The sequence below is a fragment of the Microbulbifer maximicatervae (SeqCode) genome, assembly GCF_052467225.1.
Genome location: NZ_CP174303.1, coordinates 1,778,685 through 1,801,174, shown reverse-complemented (window position 1 = coordinate 1,801,174; position 22,490 = coordinate 1,778,685). Strand labels below are relative to the sequence as shown.

Annotated in this window: 17 protein-coding genes and 1 other RNA gene; all 18 read right to left on the bottom strand. The window is 52.1% G+C overall.

Features of this window, described 5'->3' with window-relative positions:
- Positions 1-2,751 carry a preprotein translocase subunit SecA gene (gene secA / locus ACJJIZ_RS07865; protein WP_444915755.1) on the bottom strand — a complete coding sequence of 917 codons (2,751 nt, stop codon included), beginning with the start codon at positions 2,749-2,751 and terminating at the stop codon, positions 1-3.
- A 163-nt stretch (positions 2,752-2,914) separates the two neighbouring features.
- The gene (locus ACJJIZ_RS07860) at positions 2,915-3,850 is read right to left on the bottom strand and encodes a M23 family metallopeptidase (RefSeq protein ID WP_413663007.1); all 936 of its coding nucleotides are present in this window, start codon (positions 3,848-3,850) and stop codon (positions 2,915-2,917) included.
- Positions 3,851-4,007: 157 nt separating this feature from the next.
- Positions 4,008-4,922: a UDP-3-O-acyl-N-acetylglucosamine deacetylase gene (gene lpxC / locus ACJJIZ_RS07855; RefSeq protein ID WP_282933860.1), complete on the bottom strand. Its 915-nt coding sequence runs from the start codon at positions 4,920-4,922 to the stop codon at positions 4,008-4,010.
- 394 nt (positions 4,923-5,316) lie between these two features.
- The gene (gene ftsZ, locus ACJJIZ_RS07850; RefSeq protein WP_444915754.1) at positions 5,317-6,558 is read right to left on the bottom strand and encodes a cell division protein FtsZ; all 1,242 of its coding nucleotides are present in this window, start codon (positions 6,556-6,558) and stop codon (positions 5,317-5,319) included.
- Between the two features lie 88 nt (positions 6,559-6,646).
- Positions 6,647-7,882, bottom strand: coding sequence for a cell division protein FtsA (ftsA, locus tag ACJJIZ_RS07845; protein WP_282933862.1), 1,236 nt, complete (start codon positions 7,880-7,882; stop codon positions 6,647-6,649).
- A gap of 115 nt (positions 7,883-7,997) precedes the next feature.
- Positions 7,998-8,684: a cell division protein FtsQ/DivIB gene (locus tag ACJJIZ_RS07840; protein WP_444916196.1), complete on the bottom strand. Its 687-nt coding sequence runs from the start codon at positions 8,682-8,684 to the stop codon at positions 7,998-8,000.
- Positions 8,685-8,817: 133 nt separating this feature from the next.
- Positions 8,818-10,281, bottom strand: a complete 1,464-nt coding sequence (gene murC / locus ACJJIZ_RS07835) for a UDP-N-acetylmuramate--L-alanine ligase (RefSeq protein WP_444915753.1) — start codon at positions 10,279-10,281, stop codon at positions 8,818-8,820.
- A 29-nt stretch (positions 10,282-10,310) separates the two neighbouring features.
- Entirely contained in the window at positions 10,311-11,408 is a 1,098-nt protein-coding gene (gene murG, locus ACJJIZ_RS07830) for an undecaprenyldiphospho-muramoylpentapeptide beta-N-acetylglucosaminyltransferase (RefSeq protein ID WP_444915752.1), read from the bottom strand.
- Entirely contained in the window at positions 11,408-12,631 is a 1,224-nt protein-coding gene (gene ftsW, locus ACJJIZ_RS07825; RefSeq protein WP_444915751.1) for a putative lipid II flippase FtsW, read from the bottom strand. The genes murG and ftsW overlap by 1 nt, the downstream gene beginning before the upstream one ends.
- The gene (murD, locus tag ACJJIZ_RS07820) at positions 12,628-14,010 is read right to left on the bottom strand and encodes a UDP-N-acetylmuramoyl-L-alanine--D-glutamate ligase (protein WP_444915750.1); all 1,383 of its coding nucleotides are present in this window, start codon (positions 14,008-14,010) and stop codon (positions 12,628-12,630) included. The genes ftsW and murD overlap by 4 nt, the downstream gene beginning before the upstream one ends.
- An 8-nt stretch (positions 14,011-14,018) precedes the next feature.
- Complete coding sequence (mraY, locus tag ACJJIZ_RS07815) at positions 14,019-15,104, bottom strand: phospho-N-acetylmuramoyl-pentapeptide-transferase (protein ID WP_444893034.1); 1,086 nt, start codon at positions 15,102-15,104, stop codon at positions 14,019-14,021.
- Complete coding sequence (locus ACJJIZ_RS07810) at positions 15,104-16,483, bottom strand: UDP-N-acetylmuramoyl-tripeptide--D-alanyl-D-alanine ligase (RefSeq protein WP_444915749.1); 1,380 nt, start codon at positions 16,481-16,483, stop codon at positions 15,104-15,106. The genes mraY and ACJJIZ_RS07810 overlap by 1 nt, the downstream gene beginning before the upstream one ends.
- A complete protein-coding gene (locus ACJJIZ_RS07805) occupies positions 16,476-18,008 on the bottom strand; it encodes a UDP-N-acetylmuramoyl-L-alanyl-D-glutamate--2,6-diaminopimelate ligase (RefSeq protein WP_444915748.1) in 1,533 nt (510 codons plus the stop codon). The genes ACJJIZ_RS07810 and ACJJIZ_RS07805 overlap by 8 nt, the downstream gene beginning before the upstream one ends.
- Positions 18,005-19,765: a peptidoglycan D,D-transpeptidase FtsI family protein gene (locus tag ACJJIZ_RS07800; RefSeq protein ID WP_444915747.1), complete on the bottom strand. Its 1,761-nt coding sequence runs from the start codon at positions 19,763-19,765 to the stop codon at positions 18,005-18,007. The genes ACJJIZ_RS07805 and ACJJIZ_RS07800 overlap by 4 nt, the downstream gene beginning before the upstream one ends.
- A gap of 188 nt (positions 19,766-19,953) precedes the next feature.
- Positions 19,954-20,229: a cell division protein FtsL gene (gene ftsL / locus ACJJIZ_RS07795; protein ID WP_413663017.1), complete on the bottom strand. Its 276-nt coding sequence runs from the start codon at positions 20,227-20,229 to the stop codon at positions 19,954-19,956.
- Positions 20,230-20,233: 4 nt separating this feature from the next.
- Positions 20,234-21,166: a 16S rRNA (cytosine(1402)-N(4))-methyltransferase RsmH gene (gene rsmH, locus ACJJIZ_RS07790; RefSeq protein ID WP_444915746.1), complete on the bottom strand. Its 933-nt coding sequence runs from the start codon at positions 21,164-21,166 to the stop codon at positions 20,234-20,236.
- Between the two features lie 12 nt (positions 21,167-21,178).
- Positions 21,179-21,622 (bottom strand): division/cell wall cluster transcriptional repressor MraZ, encoded by a 444-nt coding sequence (gene mraZ, locus ACJJIZ_RS07785; RefSeq protein WP_444915745.1) that lies wholly within the window; start codon positions 21,620-21,622, stop codon positions 21,179-21,181.
- A gap of 455 nt (positions 21,623-22,077) precedes the next feature.
- Positions 22,078-22,434, bottom strand: an RNA gene (gene rnpB, locus ACJJIZ_RS07780) — RNase P RNA component class A.
- Positions 22,435-22,490: the final 56 nt, after the last annotated feature.

The following is a 22,490-nucleotide window of genomic DNA, read 5'->3' as shown; positions in this document are numbered from 1 at the left end:
TTAGCTCTGGGTAGAGGAAGCCAGCTTACCGTGACACTGCTTGTACTTTTTCCCGGAACCACAGGGGCAGGGATCATTGCGCCCGACTTTAGGACCGCGACGCTCCGGTGCCGGGGTAGCCGGCTGCTGCTCCTTGGGCTCACTTTCTGGAAGCGCCGAAGCTTGAGCGTGTTGCAGCTCAAGCTGCTGCCTGCGCTGCTCTTCCAGGCGACGCTGCTCCATCTCTTCCGCTTGCTCACGAGTCATCGGCTCTACGTGAGCAAGAATACGCACCACTTCATGCTTGAGGTTCTCCAGCATGCTCTGGAACAGATGGAAAGACTCGCGCTTGAATTCCTGCTTAGGGTTTTTGTTGGCGTAAGCCCGCAAACCAATACCCGCACGCAAGTGGTCCATGCTGGAAAGGTGCTCCTTCCACAACTGATCCAATACTTGCAGCATAATCTGACGCTCGATAGTCGGCATCAGATTGGCATCACCGGAAGATTCACCAATGCGGGAAACTTTTGCAGCATAGGCTTCCTGCGCGGCGACAGTAATCTTTTTCCGCAGGCTCTCTTCGTGCAGAGTGCGATCTTCATCGAGCCACTGCTGAACCGGCAACTGGATACCCAATTCGCCAGAGAGCTGCTGCTCCAGGGCTGGAATATCCCACTGTTCTTCTACACTCTGGGGGGGAATAGAGCCGGAGACAATGCCGTCAACCACATCTTCACGAATGGCGGAGATCGTATCGCTGATACTCTCAGCTTCCAGCAGCTCATTGCGCTGGCCGTAAATCACCTGACGCTGGTCATTGGCCACGTCATCGTATTCCAACAACTGTTTGCGAATATCAAAGTTACGACCTTCAACACGGCGCTGGGCTTTTTCGATAGCGTTGGAAACCATGCGGTGCTCAATCGCCTCACCGCGCTCCATACCCAGCATCTGCATAAAATTCTTCACCCGGTCAGAGGCGAAGATGCGCATAAGGTTATCTTCCAGAGATAAGTAGAAACGAGTAACACCCGGGTCACCCTGACGACCTGCACGACCTCGCAGCTGGTTATCAATACGGCGGGATTCATGGCGCTCAGTACCGATAATATGCAGACCGCCCGCAGCGATTACCTGCTCGTGACGCTTCTTCCAATCTTCCTTGACTTGTGCGAGTTCCGCTTCAGTCAGTTCGCGATCTTTTTCCTGACCCAAGGCCGTCGCTTCAGCTTCCCAGTTACCACCGAGAACAATGTCGGTACCGCGACCAGCCATATTGGTAGCGATAGTCACTGCACCCGGGCGACCCGCCTGGGCGATAATCTGTGCTTCGCGCTCGTGGTATTTCGCGTTGAGAACCTGGTGCTTAATGCCCGCCTTTTGCAACTTACGGGACATTTCTTCAGAGGTTTCGATAGAAGCGGTACCTACAAGGATTGGAGCCTGCTTTTCGCGACAGTGCTTCACATCCTCAATAATCGCTTCCATCTTCTCTTCCTGGCTCAGGTAAACCAGGTCATTGAGATCTTCACGTTGAATTTGCTTATTGGTGGGGATCACCACCACGTCCAGGCCATAAATTTGCTGGAATTCAAACGCTTCTGTATCCGCTGTACCGGTCATTCCCGCAAGTTTGGGGTAGAAGCGGAACAGGTTCTGGAATGTTGTAGAAGCGAGGGTCTGGCTCTCACTCTGAATCTGCACACTCTCTTTTGCTTCCAGCGCCTGGTGCAGGCCTTCGGAGAGACGGCGACCCGGCATGGTCCGGCCGGTGTGCTCATCAATTAACACCACCTGGCCGTTCTGCACGATGTAATCCACATCGCGATTAAACAGTACATGCGCGCGCAGGGCGGCGTGCACGTGGTGCAACAGGCCCAGGTTCCCAGGGGCGTAAAGGGACTGGTCTTCCTTCATCAACCCGCTGCGTGACAACAGGTCTTCGATCAACAAGTGGCCCTGTTCCGTCAGCTCAACCTGGCGAGTCTTTTCATCAACGGTGTAGTGCCCCTCCCCACCTTCTTCGGCACGCTCCAGCTGGGGAACCAACTTATTCATTGCCATATAAAGGTGGGACGAGTCTTCGGCGGCTCCAGAAATGATTAGCGGAGTACGCGCCTCATCGATCAGGATGGAATCCACCTCATCGACAATAGCGAAGTTCTGAGGGCGTTGGGTACGGTCCTCTTTGCGCAACACCATGTTGTCACGCAGGTAATCAAAACCGAATTCGTTATTAGTGCCGTAAGTAATGTCAGCCTCATAGGCCGCTTTCTTTTCTTCCGGTGGCTGCTGGGAAACAATAACTCCCACTGTCATACCCAGGAATTCATACACCGGGCGCATCCAATTGGCATCCCGCGAAGCGAGGTAATCGTTCACCGTAACAATATGAACGCCCTTACCTTCAAGTGCATTCAGATAGGCCGGCAGGGTTGCAACCAGGGTTTTACCTTCACCGGTACGCATTTCTGCAATACGCCCTTCATGCAGGGTCATCCCACCGATCAGCTGAACATCGAAGTGGCGCATGCCCATGGCCCGACGACCCGCTTCACGCACTGCAGCAAACGCCTCAGGCAGAATTTGATCGAGCTTTTCCCCGTCAGCGAGTCGCTGCCTAAACTCATCCGTTTTAGCCCGCAGGCCTGCATCGTCAAGCTTCTGGAAATCCTCTTCCAAAGCGTTGATCTTTCCCACGACGCGTCGCATGCGCTTCAGCTCGCGGTCATTTTTTGAACCAAAGACCGATTTAATCAGTTTGCCAATCATTATCTAGAAACCACTTATCTTATTTGCGCTGTCGGCGCTAATATCGGGCAGATCGATGCACCGACGCTCCTTTATGCGAGGGGTGCAAGTAAACAGGAAGGCGCAAGCGCTGGCAACTCTTATGCCAAGCTACCAACAATTACGCGTAAAGGAAGGATAGTTCTTATCTGCCTGTGCGGCGGATATAGCTAGCTGGATCAACCGTGCGGTTGTTCTTATATATCTCAAAGTGAACATGGGGCCCGGTAGAACGGCCACTGGAACCCATCAGGGCAATAGTCTGCCCCCTCTTGACCACGTCACCCAATCCCACTTTCAACTCACTATTGTGCCCATAGCGGGTTGAATAACCATTGCCGTGATTAATTTCTACCAACTGACCATAACCATGGCGCTCATCAGCCCAAGTGACAACACCTGCGGCTACTGAAACAACATCGGAGCCCATCTTGCCAGCAAAATCCACCCCCTTGTGCCAGGTCCTACGGCCAGTGAATGGATCGGTGCGATAACCATAACGGGAAGACATCCACCCCTTGCTGATCGGGCGACCTGCCAAAAACTGCTCATCCTCAAGTTTGAGGTTCGCCATCAGGGATTCGAGAGTGTTCAGCTGCATTTGGCGATCTTCAATCTGATGAGAGAGATCTCCAATAACATCCAGGAATTCCGGTGGCTGATACGGCAACTCCGATGCACCTGCGATTCCGGGGTCTTCCGGCCCACCGATAGCAGGTGCACTGCCAAACTCAAACTCTCCTTCATCGAGATTGGCAACAGAGGTTAAACGCTCACCCAGTGCATCAAGGCGAGTTAAACGCGCCTGCAACTCTGCAAGCTTAACGGTAAGAGCTGCCAGCTGCTCCCGCGCCTCTCTATCGGCTTCAGCAATTTCTTCCTGCTGTTTGCGCAGTGCGCGACTCCAGGCCTTGGCCGTTCGGGAATCAAATAGGTCAGTTTTAGTAACCGGTAAATTCGCCCCCAGCAGAAATGCACCCACAGGGAGGCTCAGCAAGCACAACCCCAACAGGGCTTTGCTCAAACTGCCAAAATTAAAGCTGCGAGTCGCACCGCGCTCATTAACCAAGATTACTTTCATAGGAGCTGTGAGAAGTTCGACATTTTTAATTTTCGTTAGTCCCCAGCTCACAAGCCGAGGTGCCAAACCGATAAGGATACCAAAAATCTATAGGCTTTCTCTGTGAAACAATCATACAAAAAAGCCGGCACTATAATGCCGGCTTCTTGCGAAAGTATCAAACTGCCAAAATAGGCTTAATATAGGAGATCGGTGCTTCTTCCTGCTCACCTTCAAAGGTGACCATTTCCCAAGCATCCTCCTGAGCCATCAGGTTGCGAAGGGATTTATTGTTCAGCGCATGGCCAGACTTAAAGGCCTTGAACTCACCAATCAGGCTGGTCCCCAGAAGATAGAGATCGCCAATCGCATCCAGAATTTTATGTTTCACAAATTCGTCTTCATAACGCAACCCGCCTTCATTCAGAATACGGTATTGGTCAATCACAATTGCGTTATCAACGGAACCGCCCTGAACCAGGCCCTTGGAGCGCAAGTACTCGATCTCATGCATAAAGCCAAAGGTACGGGCGCGACTCACTTCCTTCACAAAGGAGGTGCTGGAGAAATCCACGGATGAACTCAGGTTACGCCCCTGGAAAACCGGGTGGTCAAAGTCGATTGTGAAGGATACTTTAAAGCCATTAAAAGGCAGGAAGCTGGCAACCTTATCGCCATCCTCTACAGTTACTGGCTTCTTGATTCGCAGGAATTTCTTCGGAGCTGCTTGCTCTTGGATACCTGCAGATTGAATTAGAAATACAAATGGGCCGGCACTGCCATCCATAATGGGCACTTCTTGCGCGGATAACTCGACGACCGCGTTATCAATGCCAAGGCCCGCCATTGCCGAGAGCAGGTGCTCTACCGTAGCAATGCGAACATCACCCTTTTCCAGGGTGGTTGAAAGGAGAGTGTCGCCGACATTTTCCGCACGAGCCTCGATTTCAACTACCGGGTCCAAATCGGTTCTACGGAACACGATACCGGTGTCTACGGGCGCTGGTTTAAGGGTAAGTACAACTTTCTTGCCAGTGTGCAGACCTACGCCAGTGGCGCGAATAGCATTCTTAAGCGTGCGCTGTTTGATCATGAAACTATCTTTTCCCCGTCGGTGGACTACGCCCCTAAGGCGCAGCAAGCCATCGATACTAGCACAATTGCGACGCCAATACCAATTCTGGGCGAGTGGTCACCACAACTGTGCACCACCTACCTATATGAGGATAGATCAAGCAAAGATTGCAGCGCCAACGCATGTCGCTATGACAGCATTCTAAGATCCTAAGCTCCGCAAGCGCTGTTAATAATTGTTAATTATTTTAGATAGTTATTGCGACTCATCAGTTCTGGTTAAAATATACACAAACGGGGCAAGGGCCCACCCATTCGACAAGGTAGACCCGAGCAAAAGCCGCACCGCAGCGGCAATACCCAGCCGGAGCCGGGCAGACATGAGCGGTGTTCTGCCTCTGCGGTACCGTTTCCTAGTCTGCCTGACGGCGCAGGAAGGCTGGAATATCCAGGTACTCCATATCCGCATCAGCGGGATTCAGGGCAGGAGCCGGGCGCTTGGGGCGCTCCGCTTCAGCACGAGGGCGCGGATCAATAGCCTCGCGGCTTGCCAGTCCCGCAGAGCTGTGGCCAGCGTGAGCGCTGTGACTATCGCGAACCTCACGGGTTTCACGAACAGGCTCGCGAGGCTCTGGGCGGCGGGTATTATCCACCACCTTCGCCGGACGCGCTGCAGGAGTACCCTCGCCAAGACCTGCGGCCACAACGGTAACCCGCATCTCATCACCGAGCTTATCATCTACCGCTGTACCGATAACCACAGTAGCTTCATCGGAGGCGATTTCCTGGACAATCTCACCTACTTCAGAGTACTCACCCAGGGTCAGTTCCTGACAGCCCGCCTCTTCGCTACCGGTGATGATATTCACCAGGATACCGCGAGCACCTGCCAGGTTGACGTTATCCAGTAGCGGGCTTCGCACGGCTTTCTCAGCCGCTTCGCGCGCACGGTTTTCACCGACGGCAGAACCGGACCCCATCATCGCCATGCCCATTTCAGACATTACGGTGCGCACATCGGCGAAGTCCACGTTCATGATGCCCGGACGAATCATCAGGTCGGCAATGCCTTGTACAGCACCCAATAAAACGTTATCTGCCTCTTTGTAAGCAGATTTCATTGTGATCTTGCTACCGAGTACTTCCAGCAAACGATCGTTGGGGATAGTAATCAGAGAATCAACTTTATCACGCAGCTCGAGGATACCCTCTTCAGCTACAACTGTGCGTTTGCGCCCTTCGATCTTAAATGGGCGAGTAACTACCGCAACGGTAAGGATGCCCAGTTCTTTTGCAATCTCAGCGACAATCGGCGCACCACCGGTACCGGTACCACCGCCCATACCGGCAGTGATGAATACCATATCCGCACCGGTTAATACCTCAGCAATGCGATCGCGATCTTCAAGTGCGGACTGACGGCCAATATCCGGGTTTGCCCCTGCGCCCAAACCGCGTGTAATTGTGTTACCCAGTTGCAGGATAGTGCGGGCCTCAACATCTTTGAGGGCCTGTGCATCTGTATTTGCACAGATAAAATCTACACCCTCAACATCATTGGCGATCATATGCTTAACAGCATTACCACCACCGCCGCCGACACCAATCACCTTGATGACAGGCTTATCCTGTACGCTATCAACTAGTTCGAACATTGCTGTTCCCCTTTCTTGCTCATGTCGAATTTTACAGCCATGCCTAAAAAAAATCCTTCACCGGATGGCTAAATCTGGTTGCACTCTATTACAAATTACCGCGAAACCAGTGCTTTACCTTGTCCCACCACTGATTATCGTTGCGCACAGGCTGTATTTTGCCCTCTCGAGCCTCTTCCTGCTGCATCGCATACATCAATAATCCAACTCCAGTGGAATAAATTGGGTTGCTGACGATGTCCGTCAAACCTGCAATACCCTGAGGCACTGCTAGGCGAACCGGCATATGAAAAATTTCCTCAGCCAGTTCAACCGCGCCCTCCATTTTTGAAGAGCCGCCGGTAAGTACTACACCCGCCGCACACAAATCTTCGAAGCCGCTGCGACGTAACTCCGCCTGTACTAATGTAAACAATTCGTCGTAGCGCGGCTCGACGACCTCGGCCAATGCCTGTCGGGATAAATCCCTAGGCGCGCGATCACCAACGCTCGGTACCTTAATGGTCTCACCTTCACGAGCGAGTTTTGCCAACGCGCACGCATATTTGATTTTCAAATCTTCTGCGTGCGGTGTCGGTGTGCGCAAAGCCATGGCAATATCATTGGTAACCTGGTCTCCAGCAATCGGTATCACACCGGTATGCCGAATAGATCCACCAGTAAACACAGCAATATCGGTAGTTCCCCCACCAATATCTACCATGCACACTCCCAACTCTTTTTCATCTTCGGTCAGTACTGCGTAACTTGAAGCCAATTGTTCAAGAATGACATCTTCTACTTCCAGGCCACATCGACGAATACACTTTTCAATATTCTGTGCAGCATTCACTGCACCGCTAACCAAATGGACCTTCGCTTCGAGGCGAACACCAGACATTCCGAGAGGTTCTTTTACCCCTTCCTGATTATCAATCAGGTATTCCTGCGGAAGCGTGTGCAAAATCTTCTGGTCCGCAGGAATAGCGACAGCCCTGGCAGCATCAATAACACGATCGAGATCCTGCTGGGTAACCTCTCGATCCTTAATCGCAACTATACCGTGAGAGTTCAAGCTGCGAATGTGACTTCCCGCAATCCCTGCGTACACAGAGTGAATTTCACAACCCGCCATCAACTCAGCTTCTTCCACAGCGCGCTGTATAGATTGCACGGTTGATTCAATATTAACCACTACGCCCTTTTTCATTCCAGTGGAACGATGAGAGCCGATACCGACAATATTAAGTTCCCCATCACCGGAAGCTTCACCGACAATAGCGACTACTTTAGAGGTGCCTATATCCAGTCCAACAATCATGCGCTGATCGGATACCTGTGTCATTTTCGTGCCAACCTCGCTGAGCTGCATTCTGTTTCAGGTTCTGCTATCGGACCAGAACACAGCATTCGCTTTTAAACTTTTATCTATAAAACAGCCACCCGGGCTGCCTCGATGTTTACTTTTCTTCGTCTTTCCACTGAACCGCTACCGCATTGCTGTAGCGAGTATCGACGCTGACAACTTTTTGCAAGTGCGGCGCCAGTACACCCCGACTCAAATACAGAAAACGGTGTACCCGCTCCAATAAAGCATCATGGCCAAGTTTTAATTCAATTCCCGACACTAACTCCAGATGCCAACCACTTAGGTCATCAAATGACAACCGTTTAACCTCCATATCCCGCGTGGTAAGTAACCCCGCAAGCGCGCGGTATTGCAGCATAATCCGCTCTACCAATTCTTCATCCCCAGCAAGTTCGGGCAGGGACTGAACCCCCATATGTGACGGACGCGGCAGCAGATCCCCACTCGCTACCAACAATTTATCTTTACCCCAGGTGGCGAGAGGTTGCGCTTCAGTGATATCAACCTCAACGCCCTTCGGCCAACGCCTACTCACCGAGGCGGAAGTAATCCAGGGGTTAGACAGTAATGTCTGCTGCATCGCCTGAATGTCCGCTGAAAAAAAGCCCGCTTTCAAGTGAGGAAGAAGCACCTTTCTTAACTCTTCTTCAGTTACCGCATTAAAAGCCCCGCGTACTTCAACTTGCTCCAGGGCATCAACATTACTCAACTCAACCGATGGCACCCATCGCCATAACCAAACTGCACCATAGAGCAAAGCACTAAAGCCTGCGAACATCACCAATAAAAAAAAACACCGCTTCCAGTTCAGACGAAGCTTCTCGTGATCATCGGTTCCAAGAGGGCTCGCTCCGCGAGCTGTCTTTTTTTTTCTCCCGGCTGATTTCGTTCCAGCTCCTTTCACTAGCTACTTAGCCCTCGCCGCTGCGCTCGCCCAAGCGCCAATCAGCCAACCTTTGCGAAAGTGCTCCGACGTTGCCAGCTCCCTGGGTCAGGACAATATCACCTGGCTCCAACAGATCAGCTAATACCGGGGGAACCTGATCGATGGTTTCCATAAAAATCGGATCTACCTGTCCCCTGTTGCGTAAACTTCGCGCAAGCGTTCTGCCATCGGCACCAGCAATTGGCGCTTCACCCGCACTGTATACATCCAGCAAAATTAACTTATCCACCTCAGAGAGGACCTGGACAAAGTCTTCAAACAAGTCCCGCGTACGGGTATAACGGTGGGGCTGATAAATCATTACCAAGCGACGATCCGGCCAGCCATCTCGAACTGTCTTTACAGTAGCAGCTACCTCACGTGGGTGGTGGCCGTAGTCATCTACCAACATCACCTTATCAGCTTCGGTATCATCGCTAACGGCATAATCACCGTAGATCTGGAATCGACGACCAACGCCCTGGAAGCCTATCAGGCCTTGGCGAATTGCTTCATCACTAACGCCTTCATCACTAGCTACAGCAATTGCTGCAGTCGCATTGAGAACATTGTGAATACCCGGCGTATTCACAGAAACCTGCAATAGATCACCCTTGGGTCTCTGTACCGTGAAATGACTGCGCAGTGGTTCCTGCTTTACTTCAACGATACGGTAGTCATTACCCTCATCAAATCCATAGGTCAGAACCGGGCGGGAAAACTTGGGAATAACTTCCTGAACATTGGCGTCATCCCCGCAAACTACCGCCAAACCGTAAAACGGCAGGTTGTGAACAAAATCAATAAAGATCTGCTTTACCTTTTCGAAGTCTCCACCATAAGTTTCCATATGGTCTGCATCGATATTGGTAATCACCGTCACCATCGGCTGTAAATGAATAAAAGACGCATCGCTCTCATCAGCTTCAGCCACTAAATAACGACTTTCGCCCAAGGCAGCATTGGCACCTGCAGCGTTGACCAGGCCACCGATAACAAAGGTCGGATCTTTTTTGTCTGCCGCAAAGATTGAGGCGATTAAGCTGGTCGTGGTGGTCTTTCCGTGGGTTCCTGCCACAGCAATGCCATAGCGATAGCGCATTAATTCACCGAGCATTTCGGCACGGCGTACAATAGGGATTCTCTTTTCTCTCGCTTCAACCAGCTCCGGGTTATCACCATGTACGGCAGAGGAATTAACCACAACATCAACGCCGCGAACATTTTCCTCGCTGTGCCCGATTTGGACCTTAACACCCAATTTGCGCAATCTATCAGTAACCGCAGATTCACGCAGGTCAGAACCTGAGACTTCGTAGCCCTGGTTCTGCAATACTTCTGCAATGCCACTCATACCGGCACCACCGATCCCAATAAAGTGGATACGGCGGATACGGCGCATGGCCGGTACCGCATAACTTTTATCTTCGTTTGTCCGCACTGAAGACATTACTTTAACCTTCGTCCACTTATTCTGTGTTACCTGACCGAGGCCAGCTCTTCTCTGCAAGCGTTAACTACTTGCTCAGTCGCATCAGTTTTTGCCGCGCGCCGCGCGGAGGTCGCCATTTGCAATAGTTTCTGACGATCCTCTAACAGGCTTTGTAACAAGCCGGATAACTTCTGCTCGTCCATTTCCCGCTGCTGCATAACAATCGCTCCGCCAGCATTTTGCAACCACTCGCCATTACGCGTTTGATGATCATCAATTGCAAAGGGGAAAGGCACCATGATTGCACCGACTCCCGCCGCTGAAATTTCAGAAACAGTCAAAGCCCCGGAACGGCAAATAATCAGGTCCGCAGAGCGGTAGGCCTCAGCCATATCCGCAATAAAAGGGACCACCTCAGCTTCTACTGCCGCCTCTTTATAGGCGTCTTTGGCAGCCTGAAGGTGGCGCTCTCCAGCCTGGTGGACCACTACCGGGCGCAGGGAGGGTTTCAGCAATGCGATTGCCTTAGGAACCAGTTCATTAATTGCTACAGCACCGAGACTACCGCCCAATACCAAAAGGCGCAGAGACGACTGGCTGCCAATTCGTGTTTCTGGCTCAGGCAATTCTGCAATTTCTTTGCGCACTGGATTACCCACCTGCCTGGCACCGGGTAACCCACTGGGAAATGCTTCAAGCACCTGGCTGGAAATCCGCGCTAACAAGCGGTTTGTCGTTCCGGCAACAGCATTTTGCTCGTGAATAATCAACGGTATCCCCCTGAGACGGGCTGCAACGCCCCCTGGGCCGGTCGCAAAGCCACCAAAGCCGAGTACTGCATCAGGTTGTACCTGCTTAACAACTGTCCTGGCCTGAGCAATTGCCCGCAAAATTTGCAACGGGGCTTTAAGTAAGGCCAACTTTCCCTTCCCCCGAATACCCTCCACTTTAATGCAGTGCAAAGGAATATTTGCCGCAGGTATTAATCGGGATTCAATCCCACGGGCAGTACCTAACCACTCGACAACAGCTCCCTGCTCTTGCAACGCTTTAGCCACAGCCAACGCTGGGAACACATGACCGCCGGTACCACCGGCCATCAGCAAAAACTTCTTTCCAGAAAAACGCTTATTTACTTCAGGCATCAAACCGTTTCTCCGTTGCTGCCCTTCACACTGGACTTGGTTGAATGGAATATTGGCAGCTGACGCAAAAGCTCAAGCCCCCCGCTTCCGTTTTCAGCAGGCTCTTTTAGTTCAGCCCGAATCCGCATCGCCAAGCCAAGTAATGCACAACATACAATCAGGCTGCTGCCACCAGAGCTGACAAATGGCAGCGTTAGCCCTTTAGTCGGCAACAGGCCTGAAGCAACGCCCATATTCACGAAAGCTTGTCCTGCCAATAGCACTGCCATACCAAAAGCCAGAAGTGCAGCGAAAAATTTCTCCTGCACCAAGGCCTCTTTTACCAGGCGGAGCAGTGAGTAGGTGAGAACAACAAAAAGCCCTACCAGCACTACGCCACCCAACATTCCCCATTCCTCTGCCAGAATGGCGAAAATAAAATCCGTATGGGCCTCAGGCAGGTAAAACAGTTTCTGCACACTATTGCCCAAACCAACTCCAAACCACTCTCCGCGACCAAATGCAATCAGGGACTGGGTAAGTTGGTAGCCACTGGCAAACTGATCCCCCCAAGGATCCAGAAACGTCAGCAATCGCTGTAAGCGATAGGGGCTCATCAGTGCCATTAGCGCCAGTCCACTCGCAGCCGCAGCTACCAATAAAAAAGTATGGGGAAGACGCGCTCCCGCCAAAAAAACCATTGCCAGCACGGTGCCTGAAATTACAACCACCGAACCGAAGTCCGGCTGTAAAAGCAGTAACAGAGCAACCGTTGCGAGAATCACCACTGGCACCATAAAGCTGGTCCAATGGCGTAGTTGCTTATTTCGACGTGTTAAAAAACTGGCAAAAAAAACTAGCAGACAGAACTTAGCCACTTCCGCGGGTTGCACAGTTATGCCTGCAAATACCAGCCAACGCCGGCTACCGTTCACCTCCCGCCCAATCCCCGGCACAAGCACTGCGATCAATAGCAGGCAAGCAAACAGTAATAATGGCCAGGACAGTCGCGACCAAATTGACAGGGGAATCTGACTAACGACAAATCCAGCTAATCCGCCAACCATCAAAAAAGCCAAATGACGCCTGAGGAAATACCAGGGGTCACCATAAATATCCGTAGCAAAGGCGATAGATGCTGAAGCAACCATCACCACACCAATGCTAGCCAGAACCAGAACACTGAGTAGCAGCAGCCCATCCTGCCATTCACTACCTTGAGCCTTGATTACCTGGGCACTCACTGGGAGCCTCCAGCGGTATCGCCTAATTCCAAAACGGCCTGGCGAAAATCATCACCGCGGGCTTCAAAATTCTTATACATATCAAAGCTGGCACATGCCGGTGATAACAATACATAGTCACCGCCATTGGCTAATTGTCTGGCCTCAGCGACGGCCTCTGCCATTGTGCTAGCCCTGCGAATCTCGCACAGGCCATCAAAGACACCGGCTATTTTCTCTCCATCCACACCGATACAAACCAGGGCCCGGAGTGCTCCTGCACTTTTTCGTAAGGGAGCAAAATCAGCACCCTTGCCATCCCCTCCAGCAATAAGCACTATTTTACTGGTTGCCGTAGCCAAGCCATCCAATGCCGCCTGGGTTGCTCCTACATTGGTGCCTTTTGAATCGTTAACATAAACAACGCCTTCAAAATCAGCCACGCGCTCACAGCGATGTTTCAGCCCGCGAAAGCTGCGTAAAACTTTTAGCATCGCCTCAGTGGGTAGGCCCAGTGCATAACCCATTGCCAGGGCTGCCAAACCATTGGCAATATTATGCTTACCCACCATAGCCAAATCGGCCACAGGCATTAAAACTTCTGTGCCTCGAGCCAACCAGGTCTGCCCCTCATGCAAGCGCAGGCCAAACTGATTGAGATCCGGCTGATCAAGCCCAAAACTCCACTCCCGTCTCTCTCGGGAAAGAGGCCCCTGGGATAAGGGGTCCGCGCGATTTATCACGAACTGATCCGCTCCGCGATAAATGCGCTGCTTGGCCCGGTGGTACTCCACCATACTGGGGTAGCGGTCCATATGGTCCGCGCTCATATTTAAAATGGTGGCTACGGTAGGCGCCAGCGAATAGGTGGTTTCCAATTGAAAACTGGAAAGCTCCAAAACAAAGATGTCCGGCAGAGGTTTCTCAAGTAAATCCAGCACCGGCACACCAATATTGCCGCCCACACCAACTGTCAGCCCTGCCTCTTCAACCATATCCCCCAGGAGTGTGGTCACTGTACTCTTTCCGTTGGAACCGGTAATCGCGGCGAGCTTCGCTGTCGATTGCATCCGAGTCAGGGCCTGGGCAAATAACTCAATATCCCCAACCACAGGAATCCCATCAGCAATCGCCTGCTGCAATACGGGTTCAGCAAGCGCTACTCCGGGGCTGGCAATAATCAAGCTCGCGGCGAGTATTGTCCCCGGGCGCAATGGACCTGTTTCCACCGCAACCTCAGGGAACTCCTGACGAAAAGCTTCGAGCCCCGGCGGGTTATCGCGACTGTCTGCCACGACCGGCGTATGGCCGTGACGCAGCAGGTAGCGCACCACCGACTTTCCGGTAGCGCCAAGACCTATTACCACTTTCTGCTGTGAAGAAGTCGCGATCAGGCTCATTTATCTATTTATCGAATTTTCAGCGTTGCCAAACCAGCCAAGACCAGAATGACGGTAATAATCCAAAAGCGCACAATGACTCGAGGCTCCGGCCACCCTTTTAACTCAAAGTGGTGGTGGAGAGGCGCCATGCGAAAAATTCTCTTCCCCGTTAATTTAAAGGATGCCACCTGCAAAATTACGGAAACCGTTTCCATCACAAACACACCGCCCATGATGAACAGAATAATTTCATGACGGGTAATTACCGCAATAATTCCCAGCGCCGCCCCCAGTGCCAGAGCGCCCACATCCCCCATAAACACCTGGGCCGGATAAGTGTTAAACCATAAGAACCCAAGTCCGGCACCACCGAGGGCAGCGCAGAACACCGCCAATTCCCCAGCTCCTGGAATTGCGGGAATATGCAGGTAATCAGCAAATTCCATATGGCCGGATAAATAAGCAATCACCCCAAGTGCTCCACCCACCATCACAGTAGGCATAATCGCCAAGCCATCGAGGCCATCAGTCAGGTTAACCGCATTACTGGAGCCAACAACGACAAAATAGGTCAACAATATAAAAGATACCGGTCCCAGATTTATCGCAACATCTTTAAAAAACGGGACAAAAAACTGGGTCTCTGCCGGGCTTGAAGCACTCATATACAGATAAATAGCTGCACCCAACCCGGCAACGGATTGCCAGAAATATTTCCAGCGAGCAATAAGGCCACGGGGATTTTTATAAACGACTTTTTTATAGTCATCCACGAAGCCCACAGCACCGAAAACAAAGGTAACTAATAAAGTAACCCACACGTAACGATTGCTGAGGTCAGACCAGAGTAGGGCTGAGGCAAAAATTGAGGCGAGAATCAAGGTGCCGCCCATAGTTGGGGTACCAGATTTACTCAAATGGCTTTGTGGACCATCATCGCGAACAGCCTGCCCCACCTGTAAATGGTTCAACCAGTGAATCATGCGCGGACCCACAAGTAATGAAATACCCAGAGCCGTCAAAGCAGCAAGAATTGCGCGCACTGTCAGGTAGTTAAATACCGAAAATCCGCTGACATGTTGTTGTAATAGCTCCGCTAGCCAAAGCAGCATTACTTCTCCCCTCTGCTATTGCCAAGCAGTGCCTGCGCTACCAATTCCATACGGGCGCTGCGTGATCCTTTAACCAAAACTGTGGTTTGTTCATCCAATTGTTGAGTGAGAGCAGTAACCAGGGGTTCTCTCTCGCGATAATTGCGCAGCGACTCTTGCCTCCCCGCAGAAAAGGCCATGCTGGCGGCAGTACCCAGCGGCCCCAAGGTAAACAGCGCATCTAAGCCCCGCTCTCGTGCCAAAGCTCCAACGCTTCTATGCATTTCCTCCGCGTCCGGCCCCAACTCGGCCATATCCCCCAGCACCAGAATTTTTTTACCTGAACGCTGTGACAGCAATTCAATGGCCGCACCTACTGAGCCCGGGTTCGCGTTGTAACTGTCATCGATAACGGTTGCACCGGCTATACCTGCCTGCTCCTGCAAGCGCCCAGCAACCCCCGTCACCGTGTTAAGTCCGCTGATTATTTCCACCGCAGGTATTCCCGCAGCAAAAGCACATCCAGCAGCAACGAGAGCGTTGTGAACGTTGTGCTCACCAAGCAATTTCAGGCTAACAGGGTGGGCAACGCCTTCAATTACCAAGTCAAATGAGGGGCAACCGTTAGGGTTCAATACAATATTATCCGCATGGATAGCACACTCATTCGATAAGCCAATACCCAGAGTCTTTACCCCTTCGGGCATATTCTCCAACCAGTAATTCGCATAGCCATCATCGGTATTGATCACCGCCGTCGCCGATACATCCAAACTGGTATAAATTTGGCCCTTGGCTTTTGCGATAGCATCAACAGAGCCAAAGCCCTCGACATGCGCTGGCATTACGTTATTTACCGCCGTCACCTGCGGCTTGCCGATACTACACAGGTAGCCAATATCGTCAGGGCCGTTAGCTCCCATTTCGAGAATCAACACATCGTGTTGCACTGTCAGCCCAAACAAAGTCATAGGCAAACCGAACTGGTTGTTCAGGTTTCCCTCAGTTACACAGGGTGTATGGCTCTGGGAAAAAATTGCAGACAGCATCTCCTTAACGGTGGTTTTTCCGCAGGACCCTGTGATCGCCACAACCGGACCGTCAAACTGCTCACGGCACAGTAAGCCAATTTGTCCTAATGCGACCGTCGTATCTTCAACACGCCACTGCGGTAAACTGCAACTGGGCACTTCACGATCGACGACCAACCCCAATACCTGGCCATCCAGCTCACCGACAAAGTCGTGAGCATCAAAATTTTCGCCAACCAGAGCAACAAATAAAGATTTGGGGTCCAGCTTGCGGGTATCCGTACAAACCAGTTCAAACTCCACAGAGCCATTGATTAACTCACCACCAAAACGGCTCTGCAGTTGCTGCAACGTAAGGGGATTAATCACCTTGGCTCTCCTTGCCTTCACTTGACTGGCCCGATTCTTCCACGCGGGCTTTGAGAGCTGCAGCAGCTTGCTCACGATCGCAGAAGTGAATTTTTTCACTGCCGATAATTTGGTAATCCTCATGCCCTTTACCGGCGATCAATACAATATCCCCCGGTTGGGCTGCAGATACCGCCTGAGATATCGCTGTCGCGCGATCAATTTCAACTTCGATATTACTGGCAGCCCCTTCGAGAATATCGTCGATAATTTTTTGCGGTTCCTCGCTACGCGGATTATCGCTAGTCACAATGGCACGGTCCGCCATCTCGGAGGCAATACGCCCCATCGCCGCGCGCTTACCCGTATCCCGGTCGCCGCCACAACCAAAAACACACCACAAATTACCGCGACAGTATGGGCGCGCTGCTGCTAAAGCAGCGCGAAGAGCATCTGGTGTATGGGCATAATCCACCAATACACCCACATCATCGGAACCCTCAACCAGGACACGTTCCATACGCCCCGGCACCGCTTTGATAGTGGGGAAAGCGGCAAGAATATCTTCAAAAGGCATGCCCTCTGCCGCTGCAGCAGCTACCACAGCCAAGGCATTGTGAATATTGAAATCGCCGATTAAGGGTGCGTGCAGCTCACCGCTGCCCCAGGGGGAATTAAGCTTTACAGAAAAACCGCGCTCATGGCGACGCAGATCAGCAACATATAAATCACCCGCCTGCAGCCCATAAGTAATAACGCGCAGGCCACGCAATTTGCAGCGCTCTGCCAACTGGGCGCCAAACGGATCATCCAGGTTAATGATTCCTCGCTTCAATTTAGGCAGTCCGAAAAGTTTCTCTTTGGCTGCGCCGTAAGCGGCCATATTGCCGTGATAATCCAAATGATCGCGGCTCAAATTGGTAAAAATTGCCGTATCAAAAATCAGCCCATGCACACGTCCCTGAGAAAGGGAATGCGAAGAAACTTCCATTGCGGCAGCGGCAACGCCACTATCGCGATAATTTGCAAAGTCCGCTTGTAAACTCACCGGGTCAGGCGTTGTTAAACCCGTTTCCTGCAATTCGATTTGGTTATCTTTCCAGACACCATTGCCGATGGTGCCTATCAATGCTGCACTGCCAAAGTGGCGAGCCAGTAATTGGGAAGTCAAATAGGCGCAAGTGGTTTTACCGTTAGTGCCAGTCACTCCAACCAAGTGCATTTCACCACTGGGATTACCGTGGAAGCGCGCGGCAATTTCCCCTACCCGCTTTGCCAGACCGGGAACACTGACCACCTGGATATCACCACGGCTTTTACATTCCAACTTGTCGCCGTCGGCAAGCACTACCGCAGCACCTGCAGTAATTGCCGCATCGATATATTCCCGACCATCGACCACAGAACCGCGCAAGGCCATAAATGCATCGCCCGCTTTTATCTTGCGGCTATCCAGGGCAATACCAGTGACAGAAATATCGGGAATACCGGCGTATCCCGGCACTAATTCTTTGATAGAAACAGAATGTTGTTCGCGCTGACTCACGATTTTGAACCCCTCTCGCTTAACTGCGCGGCCAATTGCCCTTCCGCCGATTCAATTTTTTCCGGCGGAACCTGCAACAGGCGCATAGCACCAGTCATCACCGCACCGAATACCGGCGCAGCAACTTCACCACCGTAATATTTGGCATGACTGGGATCATCAATAACAACTACCGCGGCAAGGCGCGGATTATCAGCGGGGATAAAGCCCGCAAATACTGAGCGATAGCGATTATCCGCATAGCCACTACTGCCAACTTTGTGCACAGTACCGGTCTTGCCGGCGACACGATAACCTTCTACAGCGGCAAGGCGTCCGGTACCCTTAGCACCAATCACCGTCTCCAACATCGCAGTAACCTGCCCAGCCAAGGACTGCTCAATAACCTGCTCAGGCTCGCCCAGAACTTTGTCACCGGATAAAACCAGGGAAACAGGACGCTTAACCCCTTCATTCGCCAGTACGCTGTAGGCTTGTGCCAGTTGCACAGCGTTAACTGTTAAACCGTAGCCGAAGGCGAAATTAGCCCGCTCGATTGGGTGCCAGCGGCTGCGACTGGGCAAGATCCCCTGTGCTTCACCGGGGAAGCCGCTGCCCACTGCCTCGCCCAGACCCAAGCGATAAAAGAGTCCCCGCAGAGAATTTGGTTCCAAATCGAGAGCAATTTTTGTAATTCCCACCTGGCTCGACTTGGTAATAATCTTGGTGAGGTCTATTTTTCCGTAATTAACCGGGTCCACCAGGGTTTTTCCCGGAACGCGAATATATCCAGGGCTGGTGTTTATTTCTGTTCTTGGGGTGTAGCGCCCGGTTTCCAAAGCCGCCAATACCGTTAAGGGTTTCACTGTAGAACCCGGCTCAAACTGGTCGATCAGCGCACGGTTGCGCATAGCCGCCGATTTAACCCCTTTGCGGTCATTGGGATTAAATGAAGGCTGGTTGGCCATGGCCAACACATCGCCACTGTGAGTATCGAGAATCACCATAAAGCCGGAAGCGGCGCCGTTTTCCGACACCGCCCGCTTTAATTCCCGGTAGGCCAAATATTGCAGGCGCATATCGATAGACAAACGCAGATCCCTGCCCGGTTGCGCTTCTTGACGAATTGCCAAATCCCTTACCGTGCGCCCTTTCAGATCTTTAATTACCTGACGTGATCCCGGCTGTCCGGACAACCAATCGTCGTAGGCCAATTCCATTCCTTCCTGGCCGCGATCATCGATATTGGTAAAACCGAGAAGTTGGGCTACAACCTCCCCAGCAGGATAGAAGCGCCGATACTCTTTTTTACTGAAAACACCTGTAATAGCCAGGTCCAGCACTTTCTCAGCCTCTTCTGGAGACAGGTGTCGGCGCAGGTACATAAATTCTTTATTGCGGTATTTCTTCAGGCGCGTGCCCAGTTTGGAAGACGGTAAATCCAGCGCGCGAGCCAGGCGCACTAAATTCTCATCGCTTATTTCACTCAACAGCTTGGGATTGGCCCACAGGCTGTGTACCGGTGTACTGACAGCGAGGAGCTCACCGTTTCGATCGACTATTGAGCCCCGATAGGCAGCAATTTCTTCGGTGCGTAAGGTGCGGGCCCGGCCCTGGTCTTGCAGGAAACGATATCCGCGCTCAGCAGCAGGCACTACCTGCAGTTTGGCCAAGTGGAACACAAGGGTAAGAGCGAGCAGGCACAGCAGGACCGCCACCAGCGCAAAGCGCCAGCGGGCTATACCCGGCTGAATATCCTTTTTTTTGACTGCGCCCATGTTTTCCCAGTTGGCGTTATCTATTTATTTTGCATCCCGGCTGAGCATGCCACTCTCCAGGACCTGAACTCCAAAACTCAATTAACGCAAAATTCTTTATAATTATTTAAAGGCCAAAGCCCCCAAACGCAGAAACCCCACCGGGCAAGCAGTGGGGTACTTACGTCTTCATCCAAGGCGGTTAAAACTTAATCCGCCACTACCAATACCTGTTCCGAAGGTGCTGGCATATGCATTTTTAATTTTTCTCGAGCGACCTGTTCGACCCGGCTATAGGCAGACCAGGCACTTTTCTCCAAAAGGAGACGCTCCTGCTCATAGCGCAATTCATCGTGGGCTTTTTGTGCCTTACCGAGCTCAGCAGTTAACTCTCGGCTTTGTTGGGTGGTATGAATAACAGATAGCGACGACAGTATTACCGCTATCCACATTACCCCCACTCCAAGTAGAGCCTTGCCAGACATAAACTCAGCTTCCCGCCAGCTTTTCTGCCACCCGCATTACTGCACTGCGGGACCGCTGATTTTCATCCACTTCAACCGTGTTGGCTTTCACTGCCTTGCCCACCGAGCGCAGTGACTTGGCTATCTGACTATCCATAACCGGAAGGCCACGAGGCAACTGGGGACCGCGCTCTTTTTCCCGAATAAAACGCTTCACCATTCGGTCTTCAAGAGAGTGGAAACTGATAATCACCAGGCGCCCACCCGGTGCCAGCAACTGCAGGGATTTATCCAATACGCTCTGCAGATCATCCAACTCGCCATTAATATGGATACGAATAGCCTGAAAGACTCGGGTAGCAGGATGTTTACCTTTTTCCCAAGCCGGATTCGCCTCTTTCACAACCTCGGCAAAATCGAGGGTGCGCTCAAATGGTTTTTCCAGCCGGCGCTTTACAATGGCAGCAGCCATTCGACGGGCAAAACGCTCCTCGCCGTACTCTTTAAACACCCGGGCCATTTCGGCCTCAGCCTCAGTGTTGACCCACTCCGCTGCACTGATACCCCGACTGGTATCCATACGCATATCCAGGGGGCCATCCTGCATAAAACTGAAACCGCGCTCGGCCTGATCCAGTTGCGGCGAAGACACTCCTAGATCGAGCAATATTCCACTGACCTTACCGGCAGCTTGCCCGGCAGCCTTATCCATATCGGCAAAAGACCCATGCCAAATGGAAAAACGGGATTCACCGGAAAACCGCTGCTCTGCAAATTCAACAGCCTGGGGATCTTTATCCACCCCTACCAACTGGCCATTGGGCCCCAAATGCTCAAGGATTGAGGCGCTATGCCCACCCCGGCCAAAGGTGCCGTCGATATAAAACCCATCCGGCTCAGTCACCAGAGCGTCTACGGCCTCGCGTAACAACACACTGCGATGCAATTCTTGAGACACCCGGTACTCCCCTTATAAAGAGAGGGATGCCATTTCCTCAGGCATACCCTCTTCGTCTTCACTATCATCGAGCCAGGACATCCAGCGCTCCTCACTCCAGAGCTCCAGCTTTTTCCCCTGCCCCACTAACATCAATTTCTTTTCCAGCCCCGCGTACTCACGCAGAGTTGGCGGAATCAATACCCTGCCATTGCCATCCACCTGCAGCTCACAGGCATACCCGATCAGCAGGCGCTGAGCGCGCCGAGCCACTTTGTTAAAGCTGGGCAATGCTTCAATCTTCGGGAGAATTTGCTGCCACTGGGGCGACGGATACACCAACAAACAGCGTTCCTCTGTATGGGCAGTCACCACCAAGTACCCCGCACACTCATCCAACAGCCTATCGCGGACGCGTGCCGGTATTGCCAGACGCCCCTTGGCGTCCATATTGATTGCATGGCTGCCCAAATACACGTTTAGTGGTTCTCGCTTTGGAGATCGCGCCTCTCGCGACTCACTCCCGTATGGCGGGTCAATGGAGAAAGATGTTCGACTTTAACCTGGCGGTGTGAACACCCACTTACTTATCGCGAATAAACCACAAATTTCCACGATTTTCCACTTTTTCCCACTCTCGACACTATAAAACTGGCCGACACAAAGTCAAGGAATTCGACCCCAAAGTCCCCATAACCCCTTGTAAAATCGCGGCCTCCAGAGAAGTGGCGCATATTGGCACATTGAAACTAGTCGGAACAGCACTATCTGGCACGATCGCCCCCTTAATAGTTAATCAATTTTTTTGCACCAAGAAGAGGCTTTAGCCGAAATTAAACGAGAAGAAATAGGCGAATACAAAGAGGGCTACCGGAGCCGGGACCACCACATCAGGCAAATAAAAAAGCCCGGCAAATGCCGGGCTTTTGAAATTGTTGAGCTGGCCTGTAAGCCGGGTTCTGTCGAGGACAATCATTCATCTGGGATGCCTGTCACCAGACACCTCAAGCGACCTACCCGCCCTCAGTGCGGGTCACACCTATAGAGGGCCTATTTGGTCTTGCTCCGAACGGGGTTTACCATGCCGCGGACTGTTACCAGCCGCGCGGTGCGCTCTTACCGCACCCTTTCACCCTTACCTGTACTCCCAAAAAAGGAGCCATCGGCGGTCTACTCTCTGCTGCACTTTCCGTAGGCTCGCACCCCCCAGGCGTTACCTGGCGTTCCACCCTATGGAGCCCGGACTTTCCTCCATCGCACAAGGCGACAGCGATTGCCCGGCCAGCTCGCGGCGAAGAGTAAAGAGGCGACAGACGGATTGCAACAGGCAATTGCAGCAATCAGT

Bases quoted from the DNA above. Each gene is read 5' to 3' on its own strand.
- secA (WP_444915755.1), bottom strand. From the start codon at position 2,751: ATGATTGGCAAACTGATTAAATCGGTCTTTGGTTCAAAAAATGACCGC.
- ACJJIZ_RS07860 (WP_413663007.1), bottom strand. From the start codon at position 3,850: ATGAAAGTAATCTTGGTTAATGAGCGCGGTGCGACTCGCAGCTTTAAT.
- lpxC (WP_282933860.1), bottom strand. From the start codon at position 4,922: ATGATCAAACAGCGCACGCTTAAGAATGCTATTCGCGCCACTGGCGTA.
- ftsZ (WP_444915754.1), bottom strand. From the start codon at position 6,558: ATGTTCGAACTAGTTGATAGCGTACAGGATAAGCCTGTCATCAAGGTG.
- ftsA (WP_282933862.1), bottom strand. From the start codon at position 7,882: ATGACACAGGTATCCGATCAGCGCATGATTGTTGGACTGGATATAGGC.
- ACJJIZ_RS07840 (WP_444916196.1), bottom strand. From the start codon at position 8,684: ATGTTCGCAGGCTTTAGTGCTTTGCTCTATGGTGCAGTTTGGTTATGG.
- murC (WP_444915753.1), bottom strand. From the start codon at position 10,281: ATGTCTTCAGTGCGGACAAACGAAGATAAAAGTTATGCGGTACCGGCC.
- murG (WP_444915752.1), bottom strand. From the start codon at position 11,408: ATGCCTGAAGTAAATAAGCGTTTTTCTGGAAAGAAGTTTTTGCTGATG.
- murD (WP_444915750.1), bottom strand. From the start codon at position 14,010: ATGAGCCTGATCGCGACTTCTTCACAGCAGAAAGTGGTAATAGGTCTT.
- mraY (WP_444893034.1), bottom strand. From the start codon at position 15,104: ATGCTGCTTTGGCTAGCGGAGCTATTACAACAACATGTCAGCGGATTT.
- ACJJIZ_RS07800 (WP_444915747.1), bottom strand. From the start codon at position 19,765: ATGGGCGCAGTCAAAAAAAAGGATATTCAGCCGGGTATAGCCCGCTGG.
- ftsL (WP_413663017.1), bottom strand. From the start codon at position 20,229: ATGTCTGGCAAGGCTCTACTTGGAGTGGGGGTAATGTGGATAGCGGTA.